At 68.1% G+C, this 18,857-nt stretch carries 15 protein-coding genes; 10 read left to right on the forward strand and 5 right to left on the reverse strand.

Translation table 11 applies throughout. From position 1 onward, the window contains the following. Positions 1–31: 31 nt before the first annotated feature. From ACYSM9_RS05625 to ACYSM9_RS05640, 4 genes are all read left to right on the forward strand, one after another. A complete protein-coding gene (locus ACYSM9_RS05625; protein ID WP_461856022.1) occupies positions 32–946 on the forward strand; it encodes a LysR family transcriptional regulator in 915 nt (304 codons plus the stop codon). A 169-nt stretch (positions 947–1,115) separates the two neighbouring features. Beyond that, positions 1,116–1,541 carry an aspartate 1-decarboxylase gene (gene panD, locus ACYSM9_RS05630; RefSeq protein WP_461856023.1) on the forward strand — a complete coding sequence of 142 codons (426 nt, stop codon included), beginning with the start codon at positions 1,116–1,118 and terminating at the stop codon, positions 1,539–1,541. 53 nt (positions 1,542–1,594) lie between these two features. Next, complete coding sequence (locus tag ACYSM9_RS05635) at positions 1,595–2,521, forward strand: AEC family transporter (RefSeq protein ID WP_461856024.1); 927 nt, start codon at positions 1,595–1,597, stop codon at positions 2,519–2,521. Between the two features lie 30 nt (positions 2,522–2,551). Continuing rightward, the gene (locus ACYSM9_RS05640) at positions 2,552–3,688 is read left to right on the forward strand and encodes an FAD-dependent oxidoreductase (RefSeq protein ID WP_461856025.1); all 1,137 of its coding nucleotides are present in this window, start codon (positions 2,552–2,554) and stop codon (positions 3,686–3,688) included. Here the strand turns inward: ACYSM9_RS05640 and ACYSM9_RS05645 are convergent. The 3 genes from ACYSM9_RS05645 to ACYSM9_RS05655 all read right to left on the reverse strand — a co-directional run bounded on the left by ACYSM9_RS05645 (position 3,685) and on the right by ACYSM9_RS05655 (position 9,092). Continuing rightward, a complete protein-coding gene (locus tag ACYSM9_RS05645; RefSeq protein WP_461856026.1) occupies positions 3,685–5,202 on the reverse strand; it encodes an MFS transporter in 1,518 nt (505 codons plus the stop codon). The two genes, ACYSM9_RS05640 and ACYSM9_RS05645, sit on opposite strands and share 4 nt — an antisense overlap. A 69-nt stretch (positions 5,203–5,271) precedes the next feature. Beyond that, positions 5,272–7,902: a trehalase-like domain-containing protein gene (locus ACYSM9_RS05650; RefSeq protein ID WP_461856027.1), complete on the reverse strand. Its 2,631-nt coding sequence runs from the start codon at positions 7,900–7,902 to the stop codon at positions 5,272–5,274. Between the two features lie 194 nt (positions 7,903–8,096). Beyond that, positions 8,097–9,092 (reverse strand): LLM class flavin-dependent oxidoreductase, encoded by a 996-nt coding sequence (locus ACYSM9_RS05655; RefSeq protein ID WP_461856028.1) that lies wholly within the window; start codon positions 9,090–9,092, stop codon positions 8,097–8,099. A 144-nt stretch (positions 9,093–9,236) separates the two neighbouring features. Here ACYSM9_RS05655 and ACYSM9_RS05660 point away from each other — a divergent pair, with 144 nt between their 5' ends. Together ACYSM9_RS05660 and ACYSM9_RS05665 are read left to right on the forward strand one after the other, a co-directional pair. Then, entirely contained in the window at positions 9,237–10,109 is an 873-nt protein-coding gene (locus ACYSM9_RS05660) for an aldo/keto reductase (protein ID WP_461856029.1), read from the forward strand. Between the two features lie 61 nt (positions 10,110–10,170). After that, positions 10,171–10,854: a type 1 glutamine amidotransferase domain-containing protein gene (locus tag ACYSM9_RS05665; RefSeq protein WP_461856030.1), complete on the forward strand. Its 684-nt coding sequence runs from the start codon at positions 10,171–10,173 to the stop codon at positions 10,852–10,854. An 85-nt stretch (positions 10,855–10,939) separates the two neighbouring features. Here the strand turns inward: ACYSM9_RS05665 and ACYSM9_RS05670 are convergent, their stop codons facing one another. Further along, positions 10,940–12,904 (reverse strand): PxKF domain-containing protein, encoded by a 1,965-nt coding sequence (locus tag ACYSM9_RS05670; protein ID WP_461856031.1) that lies wholly within the window; start codon positions 12,902–12,904, stop codon positions 10,940–10,942. A gap of 414 nt (positions 12,905–13,318) precedes the next feature. Here ACYSM9_RS05670 and ACYSM9_RS05675 point away from each other — a divergent pair, with 414 nt between their 5' ends. Further along, positions 13,319–14,299 (forward strand): ABC transporter substrate-binding protein, encoded by a 981-nt coding sequence (locus ACYSM9_RS05675; protein ID WP_461856032.1) that lies wholly within the window; start codon positions 13,319–13,321, stop codon positions 14,297–14,299. Between the two features lie 107 nt (positions 14,300–14,406). On the opposite strand, the gene ACYSM9_RS05680 is transcribed toward ACYSM9_RS05675, so the two are convergent. After that, the gene (locus ACYSM9_RS05680; protein WP_461856033.1) at positions 14,407–14,595 is read right to left on the reverse strand and encodes a hypothetical protein; all 189 of its coding nucleotides are present in this window, start codon (positions 14,593–14,595) and stop codon (positions 14,407–14,409) included. 277 nt (positions 14,596–14,872) lie between these two features. Here ACYSM9_RS05680 and ACYSM9_RS05685 point away from each other — a divergent pair, with 277 nt between their 5' ends. The 3 genes from ACYSM9_RS05685 (at position 14,873) to ACYSM9_RS05695 (ending at position 18,768) form a co-directional block, all read left to right on the forward strand. Then, positions 14,873–15,469 (forward strand): TetR/AcrR family transcriptional regulator, encoded by a 597-nt coding sequence (locus ACYSM9_RS05685; RefSeq protein WP_461856034.1) that lies wholly within the window; start codon positions 14,873–14,875, stop codon positions 15,467–15,469. Positions 15,470–15,588: 119 nt separating this feature from the next. Beyond that, the gene (locus ACYSM9_RS05690) at positions 15,589–17,127 is read left to right on the forward strand and encodes an aldehyde dehydrogenase family protein (RefSeq protein WP_461856035.1); all 1,539 of its coding nucleotides are present in this window, start codon (positions 15,589–15,591) and stop codon (positions 17,125–17,127) included. After that, positions 17,128–18,768, forward strand: coding sequence for a GMC family oxidoreductase (locus tag ACYSM9_RS05695; protein WP_461856036.1), 1,641 nt, complete (start codon positions 17,128–17,130; stop codon positions 18,766–18,768). Positions 18,769–18,857: the final 89 nt, after the last annotated feature.

Here is an 18,857-nt window from a genome sequence, read left to right on the forward strand (position 1 = left end):
TATATTCGTTAGTTTCAGTTAGGAATCTGCCATGCTCGACGTGCGCCGGCTGCGTTTGCTCCGCGAACTCAGCATCCGCGGAACCCTCGCTGAAGTAGCGGAGGCCCTGCAGTACAGCCCGTCCTCGGTCTCCCAGCAGCTCGCCCTGCTGGAGAAGGAAGTGGGCGTGGAGCTGCTCCGGAAGACAGGCCGCCGCGTGCAGCTGACACCCCAGGCCGAGGTGCTGGTGGCGCACACGGCCCAGCTGCTGGAAACCATGGAGCAGGCGGAAGCGGACCTGGCGGCGTCGCTGACCACCGTGACCGGGACAGTGAGGATCGCCGTCTTCCAGTCCGCGGCGCTGGCGCTGATGCCGGACACCCTGACCCGCATGGCCACCACCTACCCGGAGGTCCGGATCGAAATGATCCAGCGCGAACCGGAAACCGCGCTGCACGAGACGTGGGCCCGGGACTTCGACCTGGTGATCGCGGAGCAGTACCCGGGGCACGCGGCTCCCCGCTACCCCGAGCTGGACAAGGTGAAGCTGACCACCGATGCCATCCGGCTGGCAGTTCCCCCGGCGTCCGACGGCGGGGCCGCCATCCGTTCGCTGGAGGACACAGCAGAGCTCGCCTGGGTCATGGAACCGAGGGGTGCCGCATCGAGGCACTGGGCGGAGCAGGCCTGCCGCAGCGCCGGCTTCGAACCGGATGTCCGCTTCGAAACGGCTGACCTGCAGGCCCAGGCCCGCCTCATCGAGTCCGGCAACGCGGTGGCGCTGATGCCGGACCTGGTGTGGACCGGCCGGGGCACCACGGCGCAGCTGCTGGAGCTTCCCGGCAAGCCGCACCGCACCATCTTCACGTCGGTGCGCCGCTCCAGCGCGCAGCGCCCGGCCATCCTGGCAGCGCGGGAAACCCTCGCCGCCGCCGCCGCGGCAGTGGCGGGGAACGACGCCGGGTGACCTCCCGCCGTCGTACGCCCGGTCCTCCCTGCGCAACGGCAGCGCCCTTCACTGCGCAGGGGCGGTCCCTGCGCAGTGACGCCGCCCCTCGCCGCGCAGCTGGGCCCGCGCACCGTGTGTTTCCTGCGTCACTGCGGCCCAGGAGTCCCGGCGCTAGACTAAAGGCGTTATGAATCGAACAATGTTCAAGTCCAAAATCCACCGGGCCACCGTCACGCACGCTGACCTGCACTATGTAGGTTCGGTCACCGTTGACCTGGACCTGCTGGAAGCTGCTGACATCCTGCCCGGCGAGCTGGTTTCCATTGTCGACATCACCAACGGCGCACGGCTGGAAACGTACACCATCGCCGGTGAGCGCGGCTCCGGCGTCATCGGCATCAACGGCGCTGCCGCCCACCTGATGCACGAGAACGACCTCGTCATCCTCATCACCTACGCGCAGATGACCACCGAGGAAGCCAAGGCCTACGAGCCCAGGGTGGTCCACGTGGACGAGAACAACCGGGTCATCCAGCTGGGCAACGACCCCGCTGAAGGCTTCACACCCGGCATGATGCGTCCCCCTTTCGCGCTGAACAACGCCGCACTCTGAACCCGGAGCGTGAACTCCGGTAGACACTTCCGCCATGCCCGGGGAGGAATCCCTTGCTAGGAGTGCTGGCCGGCTTCTTCGTGGTGTGGACCATCATCCTGGTGGGGTGGTTCGTCGGCCGGCGGAAAATCCTCGGCGAACATGCCCGGCCGGTGCTCAGCGGCCTCACCTTCTTCGTGGCCAGTCCCGCCCTGCTGTTCGAAACCCTCAGCAAGGCCCGGCTGCAGGAAGTGTTTGCCGAACCGCTGCTGGTGACGGCGGTGGCCGCCATCGCCACGGCCTCAATCTTTTTCGTCCTGGCCAAATTCCGGCTGAAGCGGGACCTGCCCGAATCCCTGATGTCCGCCATGTCCGCGTCGCTGGCAAACTCCGCCAATCTGGGTATTCCCATCGCGGTATATGTCCTGGGCGACGCGAGTTACGTGGCACCGCTGCTGATCTTCCAGCTGGCCTTCTTTACGCCGACGTTCCTGATGATCCTGGACTCCAGCACCAGCTCGCACCGCACCACTGCCCTTGGCTTTGTCCTGATGATCCTGCGGAACCCCATGATCGTGGGATCGGGGCTCGGCCTGCTGGTGGCCGGCACCGGATTCCAGGTCCCGGCGCTGGTCATGGAACCCATCCACCTGATCGGCGGAGCCGCGATCCCCGCGATGCTGATCGCCTTCGGCATGAGCCTGAACGGCACCCGGCCGCTGCAGGCCTCGGCGGGCCGCCGGGTGGACACGCTGCTGGCGAGCGGATTCAAGCTGGTGGTCCAGCCCGCCCTGGCCTACGTGTTCGCCCGGTTCGCCGTGGGCATGGACGGACACGCACTGTTCGCGGTGGTGGTTACCTCGGCGCTGCCCACGGCCCAGAACGTTTTCGTGGCGGCCAGCCGGTACCAGACCGGCCTGACCGTCGCCAAGGACACCGTGCTGATCACCACCGTGGTGGCAGTGCCGGCGATGATCGGCGTCGCGCTTCTGCTGGCATGACGCCCGGCGCAACTGCAGCTTGGAGGGCTGATGACTACTGTTCTTGACACCGTGGTGATCGGCGGAGGAGCCATGGGCTCCGCCGCCGCGTGGGCGCTGTCCCGCCGTGGCCGCGACGTGACGCTCGTGGAGCAGTTCGGCCCCGGGCACACGATCGGCGCGTCCCACGGCGCCACCCGGAACTTCAATCCCGGGTACCACCAGCCCGAGTACGTGGCCATGCTGGCCGAAGGTTTGGCGCTGTGGGAGGAGCTGGAGCAGGAGAGCGGCGAGCAGCTGCTGGCGCGGACGGGCATCGTCAACCACGGCGCCAGCCCGCACTTCGCCGACGTTGCCGCCGCGCTGGCCGCGGCCGGCATCCGCGCGGAATTCCTGGACCCGGCCGAAGCCGGCGAGCGCTGGCGGGGCATCCGCTTCGACCGGCAGGTCCTGCACATGCCCGACGGCGGCCAGCTCAACCCCGAAGCAGCATTGCCCGCCTTCCAGCGCCTGGCCGCTGCCCGGGGCGCCGACATCAGGCACCACACCAGGGTGGCGGGCTTCGAAGTGTTCGACGACGGCGTGCGGCTCACGCTGGAGTCCGCAGCGGGCACCGAGGTGGTCACCGCGGCGCAGGCCGTGGTGACAGCCGGCGGCTGGACGGAGAAGCTGCTGGGCAGCAGTGGCTCCGCCAAGGGGGCAGGTGCCCTCCGTATCCCGAAGCTGACGGTGACGCAGGAACAGCCGGCCCATTTCCGCGTCAAGGACGCCGGCGCAGTGTGGCCCGGGTTCAACCACTACCCCGGGCCGGACTACCAGGGCTGGTACTCCCCCGTTTACGGCATGCAGACCCCCGGGGAAGGCATCAAGGCCGGCTGGCACGGCGTGGGGCCCGTGGTGGACCCGGACCACCGTGACTTCCTGCCGGAGCCAACGCAGCTCGCCGCCCTGCAGGAGTACGCGCGGCAGTGGCTGCCGGGCGTGGATTCGGAGTCGTTCGAGGCGGTCAGCTGCACCTACACCACCACCCCGGACGAGGACTTCATCCTGGACCGGGTGGGTCCCGTTGTCATCGGAGCGGGGTTCTCCGGGCACGGCTTCAAGTTCACGCCGGTGATCGGCCGGATCCTGGCGGACCTGGCTACCGGGACCAGGCCGGCGCCCGGGATTTTCCGGGCCTCCCGCTAGCGGGAGCTGCCCGGTTTCGGGACCCCGGCCGCCGGGTCCGCGGCCGGGTCCTCCGCAGCGGGTTGCTCCGCGGCGGGTTCCTCCCTGGCCGGGTTCCCTGCCGGTTCGGTGGTCCCGGCCTTCACCGCGGGCATGGCCACCACGGCCACGACGGTGAGCAGGCCGGCCACCAGCGCGGCCAGGAACACGGCGCTCGACGCGGCGACAACCGCCGACGGGTTCCCGTTGCCGCCCGCGCCGCCGTAGATCGAGTTGGCGACTGCGCCGAACACGGCAACGCCCAGGGCGCTGCCGATGCTGCGGGCGAACATGTTGGTGCTGGTGACCACGCCGCGCTCGTGCCAGGGCACGCTGGACTGGGCGGAAATCAGGGTGGGGGTGGCCAGCAGGCCCAGGCCGAGCCCGACGACGAAGCAGCTGAGCGCGATCAGCACCACGTTGGGTGCACCCGCTGTCAGCGACAGGATCAGCAGCCCCGCAACCGCGATGGTGACGCCGATCAGGGCGGTGGCCTTGAATCCGATCCGCAGGTAGAACTTGCCTGCCTGCGACGCGCTGAGCGGCCAGCCCAGGGTCAGGGCGGCGAGCGCCAGACCGGCGACCAGGGGCGAGGAGGACAGGGCGCCCTCAAGGAACGTGGGCACATAGGACGTCAGCCCGATCATGACCGACCCGACGCCGAAGGACACGAGCGCCGTGGTGGCGAGCAGGCGCCGGGAGACCACCCAGGAGGGCAGGATGGGCTCTGCGGCACGCCGCTCGACGAGCAGGAACGCGGCCAGCAGCACGGCGCCGACGATGAAGATGCCATAGCTGACGGGGGAATCCCACGCCCAGGCCTGGCCGCCCTGCAGTGCGCCGAGGATCAGCAGGCCCAACGACCCGGCCAGCAGGGCCGCGCCCGCGTAGTCCACCGTGTGCCGTGCCCGTTCCACGTTCTCGTGCAGCGTGCGGACCAGCATCCATCCGGCCAGCAGGCAGAGCGGAACGTTGACCAGGAAGATGCCGCGCCAGATGCCCAGGGCCGCGAAGGCACCGCCCAGGCTGGGGCCCACCACGGAGGAAACGGCCCACACACTGGCCAGGTAGCCCTGGACCTTGGCGCGCTCCTCCAGGGAGTAGATGTCCCCGGCGATGGTGATGGAAACCGGCAGGACCGCCCCGGCGCCGAGTCCCTGCAAAGCCCGGAAGGCGATCAGGGAGGGCATGCTCCAGGCCACGCCGCAGAGCACGGAGCCCAGCAGGAACAGGCCGATCCCCACCAGGATGATGGGTTTGCGGCCGGCCATGTCGGAGAGTTTCCCGTAGATGGGCACGGACACGGCCTGGGCCAGCAGGTAGGCGGAGAAGAGCCAGGGGAAGTTCGAGAAGCCGCCGATGTCATGGACGATCGAGGGTACGGCCGTGGCCACGATGGTGGAATCGATGGCCACCAGTCCGGTGGAGAGCATGAGGGCAATGAGGATGGGCCCGCGCTCGGAGCGGAACCCTACGCCTTGGGCGCGGGCGGTCATCAGCGGTCTCGTTTCGGTGTTTGGTCCCTGGTACCTCCACTCTAGCTACCCGCCCGCGGCCGGCACCGGCTATCTTTTGCCCTGGTGTGCGTCCAGCAGCCGAGCACAGCGGATGAACCCCAGGTGCGAGTAGGCCTGCGGATGGTTCCCGAGGTGGGTCTCGGTGCCGGGGTCGTATTCCTCCGGGAGCAGGCCGGTGGGACCGAAAAGGTTCACCAGCTGGTCGAACAGGTCCCAGGCCTCATCGATGCGGCCCACGGCGACGTAGGCCTCAATCAGCCACGTGGTGCAGATGTGGAACCCGCCCTCCAGGCCCGGCAGGCCGTCGTCGTACCTGTACCTGAACACGGTGGGACCCACCCGCAGTTCCCGTTCCACGGCGGTGACAGTGTCCAGGAAGCGCTGGTCCGTGACATCCAGCAGACCAGACAGCCCGATGTGCAGGACCGCGGCATCAAGGTCTGGGCTGTCATAGGCCACGGTGTAGGAGGCCGCCGATTCGTCCCAGCCCTCGCGCAGCACCTCGTCGCGGATGGTTTCCGCCGTCGCGGCCCAGGCAGGGTCCGGTTCGCGTCCGTGCCGGGCCGCCGTCCGCAGCGCCCGGTCGAGGGTGACCCAGCACATCACCTTCGAATAGACGTGGTGGCGGGCCGCGCGCCGTGCCTCCCAGATGCCGTGGTCGGGTTCATGCCAGCGGGCCAGGACGGCCGATGCCATCTGCACCATCAGCTCCCAACGGGCTTCCCCGAGCGATCCCTCCCGTTCACTCAGGGCATGGATCAGTTCGGCGACGGGCCCGAAGACGTCCAGCTGGACCTGGTGGTCGGCGGCGTTGCCGATCCTTACCGGGCGGGAACCGGCGTACCCGGGCAGGCTGTCGACGACGGCCTCCGTGGACAGCGGCGCGCCGGTCACCGAGTACAGGGGGTGCAGCCATTCGGGGCCCGGTGCATGTTCGAGGATGCGGCCCAGCCAGTCCAGGAAACCCGCCGCCTCGGCGGTGGAGCCCAGGTCCACCAGCGCGTTGACCGTCATGGACCCGTCGCGCAGCCAGCAGTACCGGTAGTCCCAGTTCCTTGTCCCGCCGATCCCCTCAGGCAGGGATGTGGTGGGGGCTGCGAGGACCGCGCCCGTGGGCTCATGCACCAGCGCGCGAAGCACCAGGGCCGAGCGCCGCACCAGGGAGGGCTTGACCGACGGCAGGGTGAGGCCCTGGACCCATTGGCGCGAATGCAGGGCCACCCCGGCCCGCCGCTCCGTCTCCCCACCGGGATCCGCGGGCTGCGGTTCGGTATCGCCACAGCGCAGGTTCAGCACCACGGGGCCGTCCTGGAGGTTCACGGAGGCCGTGGCCGTGGCATGGATGCCGTCCGAGGTGACGCTGAAGGTCACGCCCGGCGCGAACAGGATGATGGGCTCCGACGTTCCCACCACATGCAGTTCATCGCCGCGGGCTTCCATGCTGAACGGCGCATTGGCGTAGTCCGGCCGGGGAGCGAACGTGATCCTCGCAGCGCCGTGGCCGGACACCACCCGCACCAGGCTGGTGATGCCGTCGGCCGCGGGCTCAAGATAATCGGTGACCGTCACGTCCGCCCACCGGGTTTCGACGATCATGGTGCTGTCCACGTAACGCTGCCCCAGCACCTGTGAGGCCTTGACCGGTTCCACGGAGAAGTGGCCGGCGGCGTCTCCGCCCAGGATATGGGCAAACAGGGACCCGGAATCGGGCAGCGGGTGGCTCATCCAGCAGATCTTCGCGTCCGGGGTCAGCAGCGCGGTGGAGGACCCGTTGCCGATCATCGTGTGCCGTTCAAGGCCCACGGCGTCCTCCCCGAACAGCCACGCCCGGCGCAGTTCGAAGAGGAGCGCGAGGACGCGGGCGAAGGCTTCGGGGTCGCGGACCCGGTGTGCGGCGGAGGTCTCCCCCGGCCCTACCCGCAGCCCCAGGTCCGGGCCGCGCAGGGTGGCGATGGCCAGTTCGTCGCTGTATGCGTCCCCGGCGAACATGGCGGCGCTGGCGCCGAGCCGGGACCGGAGGTTTTCCAGCGCCTCCGCCTTCGACGGTTCCACCACGGAGAGGTCCAGCACGGAGCCGTCAACGATGAAGAAGAGCCCATGCAGGCGGGCGATTTCCCGGGCGGTTTCCGTCACCGACGCCACCACCTCCGGCGGTGCGGGCCGGGTGTGGACGGAAACAGCCACCGGTTTGCGTTCGATCCAGATGCCCTCCTGGAAGCCGACGGCCTCGTTCAGGGCGGCGTTGACCTTTTGCAGGACGGATTCGGTGGCCAGGCTCTGGGCGTGAGCGAAGCCCATGTCCAGCTCCGCACCGTGCGAGCCGATGAGGTGGACCTCCACGGGCAGCCGGGACACCGCCGCCAGGTCGCGCAGCGAGCGCCCCGAAATGATCGCGGCATGGGTGTTGGGGAGCGCCGCGAGGGCGCGCAGGGCGATGGCCGCATTGCCCAGGGGCAGGATCTCGGTGGAGATGCCCTCGGCCTCGCACAGGGTCCCGCCGTAGTTGCAGGCCACCAGCAAGGACGGAACGCGGGCCAGCACTTTGAGTTCGGCGAGCAGTGCCGGCGTGAGCCCGTTGCCAGCGGCATCGGACTGGATGAACGCGCGGAGCATGTCCAGCGGGAGGGAGCGGGTGAGCAGCGCGGATTCCGCCACGCTTTGGTTCAACGGCGTAGGCATCCAGGTACCCCTTCGAGGCAGGACCAGGCCGGGAATTCAGCCGCTGGATCGCCTGCGGACTACCGGTTGGTGCCCGGCCAGGAATCCCAGCAATCCCTGACCGGCAGTACCCATCTTCAGCCGCGGGGGTTTCCCCCGAACGTCGCCTTGATTGCGTCCGTGTAAAAGCCGCGGGGCGCTGCGGCGGCGCAGCCTCAGGCCCGGGCCTGCACCAGGCCGGCAGCCTCGGCCAGCAGTTCCACGGACCTCAGGCGTCCCTCGGTGCCGGTGCTCTGGTGCGCCACGATGAGTTCGTCGGCGTCGGCGTGCTTGCCGAACTCCGCCAGGTATTCCATGACGACGCCGGGCGTCCCCACGGCGGAGTAGCGCATCATCTGCGAGACGTGCTGTCCCTGCGGCGAGTCGAGGACCATGTCCGCCTCGTCGTCGGTGAATTCGCGGCCGCCGCCGAAGAACAGGGAGACGCGGGCACGCTTGGTGGCCTGCATCATCTGTTGGGCTTCCGACGCGGAATCGGCGGCAATGACATTGACGCCGGCGATGACGTACGGGGCGTCCAGCTGGGCGGACGGCTTGAACTCCCGGCGGTAGATGGCCACGGCGTCCTGCAGCGCCGCCGGGGCAAAGTGCGAGGCGAACGCGTAGGGCAGGCCCAGCTGGGCGGCCAGCCGGGCACCGAAGAGTGACGAGCCCAGGATGTAGAGCGGAACGTTGGCGCCCTTGCCGGGGGTGGCTTCGACGCCCTGGATGCGGGTGGGCCCGGTGAGGTAGCCCTGCAGCTCCAGGACGTCCTGCGGGAAGCTGTCCGCGGACATCGGGTCGCGGCGGAGCGCACGCATGGTGTTCTGGTCGCTGCCGGGGGCGCGCCCCAGGCCCAAATCGATCCGGCCGGGGTGGAGGGTTTCCAGGGTGCCGAACTGCTCGGCGATGGTCAGCGGCGAGTGGTTGGGCAGCATGACGCCGCCGGCACCCAGCCGGATGGTTTCGGTTTGCGCCGCCACATGGGCGATCAGCACGCTGGTGGCCGAGGACGCGATGGAGGACATGTTGTGGTGCTCGGCGTACCAGACCCGCCGGTAGCCCAGCTTTTCCGCCTTCTGCGCCATGGCGACGCTGCCCGCGAAGCTCTCCGCCGCCGTCTGGCCTTTGCCGATGGTTGCCAGGTCAAGGATGGAGAGGGGAAGAGTCACGTCAGGTGCCGGCCTTTCAGGAACGTTGCGTCGAGGGGTGCCGGCCGCACAGGGGGGCGGGCACGTGGTGCATAACGACGGCGGCGCCCGGCTTATTTCTGTGATCTGCGGAATACTCAGCGTACTGAGGATGTTGCCGCCCCTATGAGCCCAGAGACAACGAAGCAGCTGGAACTGTCCGCAACTATCGACCTGAAGGACCTCGGAACCGTGCACCGGCTCGGTTTTGGTGCCATGCGCATCGTCGGCGACGGCGTGTGGGGTGAGCCCGCCGACCGCGAGGCTGCGCGCAAGGTGTTGCGCCGCGCCGTCGAACTCGGCGTCGACTTCATTGATACCGCCGACTCCTACGGCCCCAACATCAGCGAGGAAATCATCGCCGAGGCCCTGCACCCGTACAAGGACGGCCTGAAGATTGCCACGAAGGTGGGCTTCACCCGGACCGGGCCGAACAGGTGGGTTCCCGTAGGCCGGCCGGAATACCTGCGCCAGCAGACCGAACTGAGCCTGCGCAAGCTGAAGGTGGACACCCTGGACCTGCTGCAGCTGCACCGGATCGACCCCAAGGTGGACCGCGAGGAGCAGTTCGGCGTGCTGCGCGAACTCCAGGATGAGGGCAAGGTCAGGGCGCTGGGCCTGTCGCAGGTGAGCGTCGAGGAACTCGAGGCGGCCGGCAGGCATTTCACCGTGTCCACGGTCCAGAACCGCTACAACCTGACGGACCGGAGCTCCGAGGACGTGCTGCGCTACTCCGAGGAGAACGGCATCGGCTTCATTCCATGGGCACCGATCTCCGCGGGCGAGCTCGCCCAGCCCGGCGGCCCGCTGGATGAGGCGGCCAAGCGCCTGGGTGCCACGACGTCACAGGTGGCGCTGGCCTGGCTGCTGCGCCGCTCCCCGGTGATGATGCCCATTCCGGGCACCGGGTCCGTGCAGCACCTCGAAGAGAACATGGCCGCCGCGGGCATCACGCTCGACGACGACACGTACGCCGGGCTGGAAGCGGCCGGCAAGTAGCAAGTGGCTTCAAGCCACTCACGTCAGCAACGACAGGAGACAACAGCATGGCAAACATTTGATGGTCGTTTCGGCCGCCGATTCCCTCACCATGAAGGACGGCAGCCAACACCCCACCGGCTACTGGGCGGAGGAACTGGTGGTGTCCCACCAGACCCTGACCGGCGCCGGCAACACCGTGCACATCGCAACACCCGGCGGCCGGAAACCCACGGTTGACCAGGTCAGCCTGGCGGCCGAGTCGGCAGGTGGCGAGGAACGGGCGCAGGGCTTCAAGGACTACCTGGCGCGGATCGATGACGAGCTGGCGCGCCCGCTGGTCCTGGCCGACGTCGATATCGCCGGCTACGACGCCGTGGTGATGCCCGGCGGCCACGGGCCCATGGCCGACCTTTACCAGGATGCCGACCTTGGCCGCATCCTGGTGGCAGCCAACCAGGACGGCAAGATCATTGCGCCGTTCTGCCACGGCCCCGCCGGGCTGCTGAGCGCAACGGACGACGACGGCGGGTTCAGTTTCAAGGGCCGCCGCCTTACGGTCTTCAGCAACGAAGAGGAGCTGGGCGGCGGGACCGGCGAGAACACGCCCTGGATGGTGGAGGACGCACTGAAGGAGAAGGGCGCCGTCGTCGGGAACGCCGCCGCCTGGTCCTCCAACGTGGTGCGCGACGGCAACCTCATCAGCGGCCAGAACCCCCAGTCCAGCGAGGACGTGGCCAAGGAAGTCCTCAAGGCCCTGGGCTGACTTCCAGCCCGCTGCAGCAGCGAGGGGACCAGCCCGCTTTGGGCTGGTCCCCTTGCTGTGTCGGGCCACGTGTGGACCCGTGTGCCTACTTCAGTTTGAAGTTGGCGCTGATGGCGGATCCGTCGTTCGCCGTCATGGTCAGCGTGTAGCAGGTGCCGGCCGCGGTGGGCGTCTTCCAGTTGTAGATGAACTGGCCCGAAGTGGCGTCGTACCGCAGCGAGGTGTTGCCCGTGGCGGTGGTCTCGATGGCATCCTGCAGGGCCGCGAGCGAACAGGTGATCGGCTTCATGGTGAACTTGGCCAGGGCCGGATCGGTCAGCTCCGTGTCGCCGGCGAAGATCTCGAATTTCGCCGGGACCGTGCTGCCGTTCTTGACCGTGTTCAGGACACCGTTCATGTCGACCGGCTGGTAGAAGCCCTTCAGGGTCCAGGCCTTCACCTCATAGGACTGGGCCACCGTGGTGATGTTGCCGGCAAGGTCGGTGGCCTTGGCCGTCAGGGTGTGCCGGCCGACGCCCGTGCCGTAGCCCGTGACCACGCAGCTGCCTGCGAGGCCCGAACCGCCGCTGTCCGATGCGGTGCACGTGGGCTGTGCGGCGGTGGCGCCGAAGTAGCCGTCCGCGACGACCGAATCGAAGGAAACGGTGGGGGCCGTCTTGTCGACCTTGAAGGTCCGGGTCACCGCTCCCGCGGCAGTGGTGTTGCCGGCGTTGTCGCTGAAGGCGGGGCTCGCAACCTCGACAGCTGCACCCTCACCGGACGACGTTACCTGCTGCGTTGGCGTGGCCGGGCCGGACGTGAGGTCGGTCGCGGCGAAGTTTGCCGTGACGTCCGTGTTGTACCAGCCGTTGGCGTTCGGCTCGGTGGAAACTCCGCTGTAGCTCACTTCGGGCGCGGTCTTGTCGATCTTGAAGGTGTGCGAGGCGGCGCCCGCATCCGTGGTGTTGCCGGCAATATCGGTAAAGGCCGGGCTGTCCACCTTCACGGTGGCACCCTCGCCGGAGGAGGCCGCCGTCTGGGTTGCGGCGAGCAGCCCGGAGGTGGCGTCGGCGCCGATGAAGGTGGCCTCGACGTCGGAGGTGTACCAGCCGTTGCTGCCAACGTCGCCCGAGGCCGTGGTGTACGCGACGGTGGGGGCCGTGGCGTCCTTACCCAGGTTCACGGTGGTTCCGCTGGTTCCTCCGGAGCTGGTGGCCGCGCAGCTGAAGTCAGTTGCTGTGAGGTCCTCCGTGATGTTCTGGTCCTCGCAGCCGGTCAGTGCCACAGTGCTGGGTGAATCCTCTTCGGTGACGATCCAGTGCAGGGACACGGCGCTCTTGTACCAGTCGTTCAGACCGTCCGGCGTGGCGGGCGAGAGCGTGTAGGAGATTTCCGGCGCCGAACCGTCGGTAATGCCGTAGGTGACCGAGCCGGAGGCGGTCAGTCCGCCCTTGTCCGTGTAGCTGCAGGAAGCGGTCTGCGAACCGACGCCGCCCGCCGCGTCGGTTCCGGATATGGCGCCCAGCTTCGCGGCGAAGGTGCTGGGGCCGTCCTCGGTGTCAGTGACGCTGCAGAGAGCCGCGGGGACTGACCCCTTCGTGTACGAGGCTCCAGCCGTCACGCCTGTGACGTTCAGTACGGGCGCAGTGTTCGAGGGTGCGGGGGCTGCAACGTTCACGGTGAAGGTGGCAGGCGCAAGGTCGAAGGTACCGATGGTCGTGTTGCTGACTTGGGTCGCGGTAACCGTGGCGGATCCCGCCGCCACCGGGCTGATAGTCAGCGTCTTCGGATCGTTGCAGGACGTAAAAACGACTATCGACGGCGACACGGTCGCTACGGCCGGGTTGCTGGAGCTGAGATTCAGCGTAAGTGTGGTTGATCCGGTCAGGTTGCAGCCGTTCTTGCCGTCACTGTTTCGTTCCCGAACGGCCAGCGTAGTGCTGCCGTTGGCACCCCCGGCGTTCAGCGGCATCAGCTCCGCTATCGAATCGATGCTGGTGTCCAAGTTGTTGTAGATGTCGTCCGCCCACGCCACCCCGCCGCCTGTCAGCAGCAGGCTTCCGGCAGCCACCGCTGCCGCTGTTTTGGTGCTGGTTCGCCTGAGCAGGCCCGTCCCCCCAGCAGTCGTTGTCCCACCTGGCGAATGATTCATGTTTGCCTCCCTCATGGCTTGCAGCCCACCCGGGCCGCAACGTACTTCACCGTAAGTTGGGGCATGGGCGGAGAACACGCGTAATGACCACCTGTCTTTCGCCGGCGAGTACTCGTTTTCTACTGCGTCCGTGAAAGGCGGCCACCTAAGACGCCACGTGCCGCCAGGAGGCTTGGGCACAGCCGGAATGTGACCGCCGCGGTCCTCCGGTTAACCGCCGTTACTCCCCGTCTCCCCCGGTTTCGCGGCCTTTGGTCCGCCTTCCGCGGCTGTCGGATAGTTGCTGCAACGCGCACATTCCGTTGCATCCCTACCTGCCTCCGAGGAGGAACCATGGCCTTCGCACTCAAGCCGGCTGCCGCCGTCGCTCTTACCGCAACCGCCCTGTTTGGGCTAGCGGCCTGCGCCGATCCCGGCGCAACGGCGGCGACAGCACCGCCGTCGTCCGCCGCCACGAACGCCGCCGGCAAAACCTTCAACCTGTCCCCGCAGCAGGATCGCGTCAAGGTTGCCGAAGACGCCGCCGCGGTGGCACTGGTGCCTGAGGCCATCAAGGCCGACGGCAAGCTCACCGTAGTGACTACGGGCGGCACCGCGCCGCTCAGCACGTTTGCCACGGACAACAAGACGCTGATCGGCAGTGAGGTGGACATCGCGTACGCCGTGGGTGAGTCGCTGGGGCTGGACGTCGAAGTCCTGCCCGTGGCGTGGGCGGACTGGCCGCTGGGCATCGAGTCGGCCAAGTATGAGGCCGTGCTGTCCAACGTGACCGTCACGGAGGCGCGGAAGGAGAAGTTCGATTTCGCCACCTACCGCAACGACCTGCTGGGCTTCTACGCCAAGAGCGATTCGGGCATCGGGGAGATCAAGGAACCCAAGGATGTGGCGGGCAAGCGGATCATCGTGGGCTCCGGCACCAACCAGGAAGCCATCCTTGTCCGGTGGGACGAGGAGAACGAGAAGAACGGGTTGGCGCCGGTGGAGTTCCAGTATTACGACGACGATTCCGCCTCGAGCCTGGCCCTTCAGTCGGGCCGTGCGGACCTGACGTTCGGGCCCAACGCCGCTGCGGCCTACAAGGCAGCGCAGGACGGGAAGACGAAGCAGGTGGGCACGCTGGAGGGTGGCTGGCCCCTGAAGGCCGAGATCGCGTTCACCACCAGGAAGGGCAACGGCCTGGCCGTCGCCGCGCAGGCCGCCCTGAACCACCTGATCGAGGACGGCACCTACGGCAGGATCCTGGACCGCTGGGGCCTCTCGTCAGAGGCGGTCCAGAAGTCCGAACTGAACCCGCCGGGGCTGCCCAAGAAATAGCGGCCCTGCCGTTTTCGAGGCGCATAGCCGCCCGCGACGCGCATGTTCCCTGGCGCGGGCCATATACCCGCCGCGCCAGGGAATGTGCGCGTCATTTTTCGAAAGCGTCAGCGCGGGTCCGGCTCAACAGCCCATGCCAGCCGGTGCAGCAGGGTCGCCGTCCGGCTCCGGACCGCAGCCCAGGCAGCTGCCCTGCGTCCGCGCTTCGCGATGATTTGGGGAGCGTTGGGCTCTGCACTGCGGGCGGAGCCGTTGCCCTTGACAAGCAGAAGGGCAATAAGGCTTGCGCTTTCCATCTTTCTCCAAGCTTCACAAATGGGGTGGCGTGCGCAGGGGGATGCGCCGCGTCAATGGGGTGGCCCGCGACGAGGTCCGGGAGCGTGATGCCCGCGGGGACCGTGCCGGGGAAAATCCGGGGAGGGAAGCCCAACAGTTGCTCGAGGCCACTACAAGGTTAGCATTGGTCAACCAGTTGCTGTCCGCTGTGTGAGCAAGCCAACACCAGCCGGCGGACTCCCCGCCTCCCAAGGACCGAAAATTCGCTCCGGCCGGATTTGGCAATAGTCTGGCCAGATGGGGACCAATACCGTGAACTCCGGCGAACAGCTCGACAGGCAATCGCGCATCCTCGAAGCGGCCCTGGACCTGCTGTCCCGCCACGGTATTGCAGGGGTGAGCATGCGCGCCGTGGCACGCGAAGCCGGCGTCGCCCTTGGCCTCGTCAACTACTACTACGACGACAAGACCAGCCTGATCCGCGCCGCCCTGCGGCGCGTGGACGAACACGACCTTTTGCTCGTGGCGCCGGACCCCTCCCTGACGCCGGACGAGCAGCTGCGCCGCGCCCTCCGGCGGGTGGCCGGCGAGGACCTGCTGACCACGCGCTACCTCTCGCTGCGCCTGCACCTATGGGCCCTGGCCCAGGCCGACGAAGGATACGCCGAGATCAACGCAGCCGCCTTTGACCGTTACATCGATGGGCTGGCGGCGCTGGTCTCCGCAGCCCGGCCCGGCCTGCAGTGGGAGCAATGCAGGGCGCGCGCCTCCGACATCGTGGTGATTCAGAACGGCATGTGGTTGACCTCGCTTCTTGGGGTGGATAAGAAGGCGATCGAGCGAAGCATCGCCCGCACGGAGGACATCGCCTTCGCGCCCGGGCCGGGGCAATAACAGGAATCCACAAGGCCGGCAGCACCCGGTAGAAGGCAAAGATAGCGCCATAAAACCGATTGAACAAGTGTTCAAGAAAAGTATTGAACACTCGTTCAAAGTGCATTACTGTCCTCGGTATGACTTATGCCACACCAGCGCAGGACGTCACCCGAAGCGCTGAAACCGAAGCAGCAACCACCTTGTTCATCAACGGCTCGTGGGAGGCCGCCACGTCGGGCGCCGTCCGCGAAATCAGGAACCCTGCCGACGGCGAACTGGTCGCCACGGTCTCGGAGGCCGGCCGCGAGGACGCCGAACGCGCCATCGCCGCAGCCCGCGCCGCCTTCGACTCCGGCGTCTGGTCGGACGTCCCGGCACCCGAGCGTGGAGCCTTCCTCCTGAAGGTCGCGGCCGGACTGCGCGAACGCCGGGAGAAGTTTGCCCGGGCAGAATCGCTGGACACCGGCAAGCGGATGGTCGAGAGCCGCATCGACATGGACGACATCGCCGCCTGCTTCGAGTACTTCGGCAGGCTCGCCGGGCAACAGGCGGGCCGGATTGTCGACGCCGGGAACGCCGGCGTCGTGAGCAGGATCGTCTACGAACCCGTCGGCGTCTGCGGCCTCATCACACCCTGGAACTATCCGCTCCTGCAGGCCGCCTGGAAGATTGCGCCGGCCCTGGCCGCCGGCTGCACCTTCGTCCTGAAGCCCTCCGAGCTCACCCCGTCCACCAGCATCCTGGCCATGCAGCTGCTCCAGGACCTCGGCCTGCCGGACGGCGTGGCCAACCTCGTCACCGGGCCCGGGGCCCAGGCGGGCGCGCCGCTTTCGGAACACCCCGCCGTCGACCTCGTCTCCTTTACCGGCGGCCTGGAAACCGGCAAGCGCATCGCCGCTGCCGCCGCCGGCACCGTCAAGAAGGTGGCGCTGGAACTCGGCGGCAAGAACCCCAACGTGGTGTTCGCGGACGCGGACTTTGACGCCGCCGTCGACAACGCCCTCAACGGCGCGTTCGTGCACTCCGGCCAGGTCTGTTCCGCCGGGGCGCGGCTCGTGGTGGAGGAATCGATCGCCGAACGCTTCGTGGACGAGCTGGTCCGGCGCGCGAAGGACATCCGCCTGGGCGGCCCCTTTGACGAGGACGCCGAAACGGGTCCGCTGATCTCCGCCGCGCACCGGGACAAGGTCCACGCGTACGTCCAGCGCGGCATCCAGGAGGGTGCGCGGCTGCGGACCGGCGGCGCCGCACCGCAGGGAGAAAAGTACGACGCCGGCTTCTACTACCAGCCCACCGTCCTGGACCAGGTCACACGGGGAATGTCCGTGGTCACCGATGAGGCGTTCGGCCCCGTGGTCACCGTTGAGACGTTCCGCACCGAGGACGAGGCCGTGGCCACCGCGAACGACACCATCTACGGCCTGGCCGGCGCGGTCTGGACCCAGGACGCCGGCAAGGCGCAGCGCGTGGCAGGCCGGCTCCGCCACGGCACCGTCTGGATCAACGACTACCACCCCTATCTTCCCCAGGCCGAGTGGGGCGGCTTCGGCCAGTCCGGCGTCGGCCGCGAGCTCGGGCCCACGGGCCTGGCCGAGTACCAGGAAGCCAAGCACATCTACCAGAACACCAGCCCGCAGGTAACCGGCTGGTTCGCTGACCACGGCAAGGAGAGCTAGATGCACTACGACACCATCGAGGACGTGACCGACCGCGGGTTCGACTACGTCGTCATCGGCGGCGGGTCCGCCGGCGCCGCAGTGGCCGCACGGCTGAGCGAGGACCCGGACGTCACCGTGGCCCTCGTCGAGGCGGGCCCGGACGACCGCAACCTCCCCGAAATCCTGCAGCTGGACCGCTGGATGGAACTGCTGGAATCCGGCTACGACTGGGACTACCCGGTGGAACCGCAGGAGAACGGCAACTCCTTCATGCGGCACGCCCGCGCCAAGGTCATGGGCGGCTGCTCCAGCCACAACTCCTGCATCGCCTTCTGGGCACCGCGCGAGGACCTGGACGAGTGGGAGTCCAAGTACGGCGCCACCGGCTGGAACGCCGAGGCTGCCTGGCCGCTGTACAAGCGGCTGGAAACCAACGAGGACGCCGGCCCGGACGCACCGCACCACGGGGACTCGGGCCCCGTGCACCTGATGAACGTGCCCCCGGCGGATCCTGCCGGCGTCGCACTCCTGGACGCCTGTGAGCAGGCAGGGATCCCGCGCGCGAAGTTCAACACCGGCACCACCGTGGTCAACGGTGCCAACTTCTTCCAGATCAACCGGCGCGCGGACGGCACCCGCTCCTCCAGTTCCGTGTCCTACATCCACCCGATCGTCGACCGCCCCAACTTCACCCTGCTGACCGGCCTGCGCGCCCGCCAGCTGGTGTTCGACGCGGACAAGCGCTGCACCGGCGTCGACGTGGTGGACGGCGCGTTCGGCCGCACCCACCGCCTCACCGCGCACCAGGAAGTCATCGTGTCCACCGGCGCCATCGACACCCCCAAGCTGCTCATGCTCTCCGGCATCGGACCGGCCGAACACCTCGCAGCGCACGGCATCGACGTGCTCGTGGACTCCCCCGGTGTGGGCGAAAACCTGCAGGACCACCCGGAAGGCGTGGTGCAGTTCGAGGCGAAGCAGCCCATGGTGCAGACCTCCACGCAGTGGTGGGAAATCGGCATCTTCACCCCTACCGAGGAGGGCCTGGACCGGCCGGACCTGATGATGCACTACGGCTCCGTCCCGTTCGACATGAATACGCTGCGGCACGGCTACCCCACCACGGAGAACGGCTTCAGCCTGACCCCGAACGTGACGCACGCCCGCTCGCGGGGCACCGTGCGGCTGCGCAGCCGCGACTTCCGCGACAAGCCCATGGTGGATCCGCGGTACTTCACCGACCCCGAAGGCCACGACATGCGCGTCATGGTGGCCGGCATCCGCAAGGCCCGCGAAATCGCCGCGCAGCCCGCCATGGCCGAGTGGGCCGGGCGGGAACTCTCGCCCGGCGTCGGGGCGCAGACGGACGAGGAACTGCAGGACTACATCCGCAAGACCCACAACACCGTCTACCACCCCGTGGGCACCGTGCGCATGGGAGCGGACGACGACGGCATGTCGCCGCTTGACCCCGAGCTGCGGGTCAAGGGCGTCACCGGCCTTCGGGTCGCCGACGCGTCCGTCATGCCCGAACACGTCACCGTCAACCCCAACATCACCGTCATGATGATCGGCGAGCGCTGCGCCGATCTGATCCGCGCCGGCCGTGCCGGCGTTGACGCCCTGGAAGAGAAGGAGCTCACCGCATCCCTTGCCTGAGCGGCAGGACCACGGGGGCCGCATTCCCCAACAGCGGCGGCCCCCACACGTTAATCCGCCGCACCCCAGGGCGGCCGGTCCCATCGTGC

The organism is Arthrobacter sp. C152, from assembly GCF_054890965.1.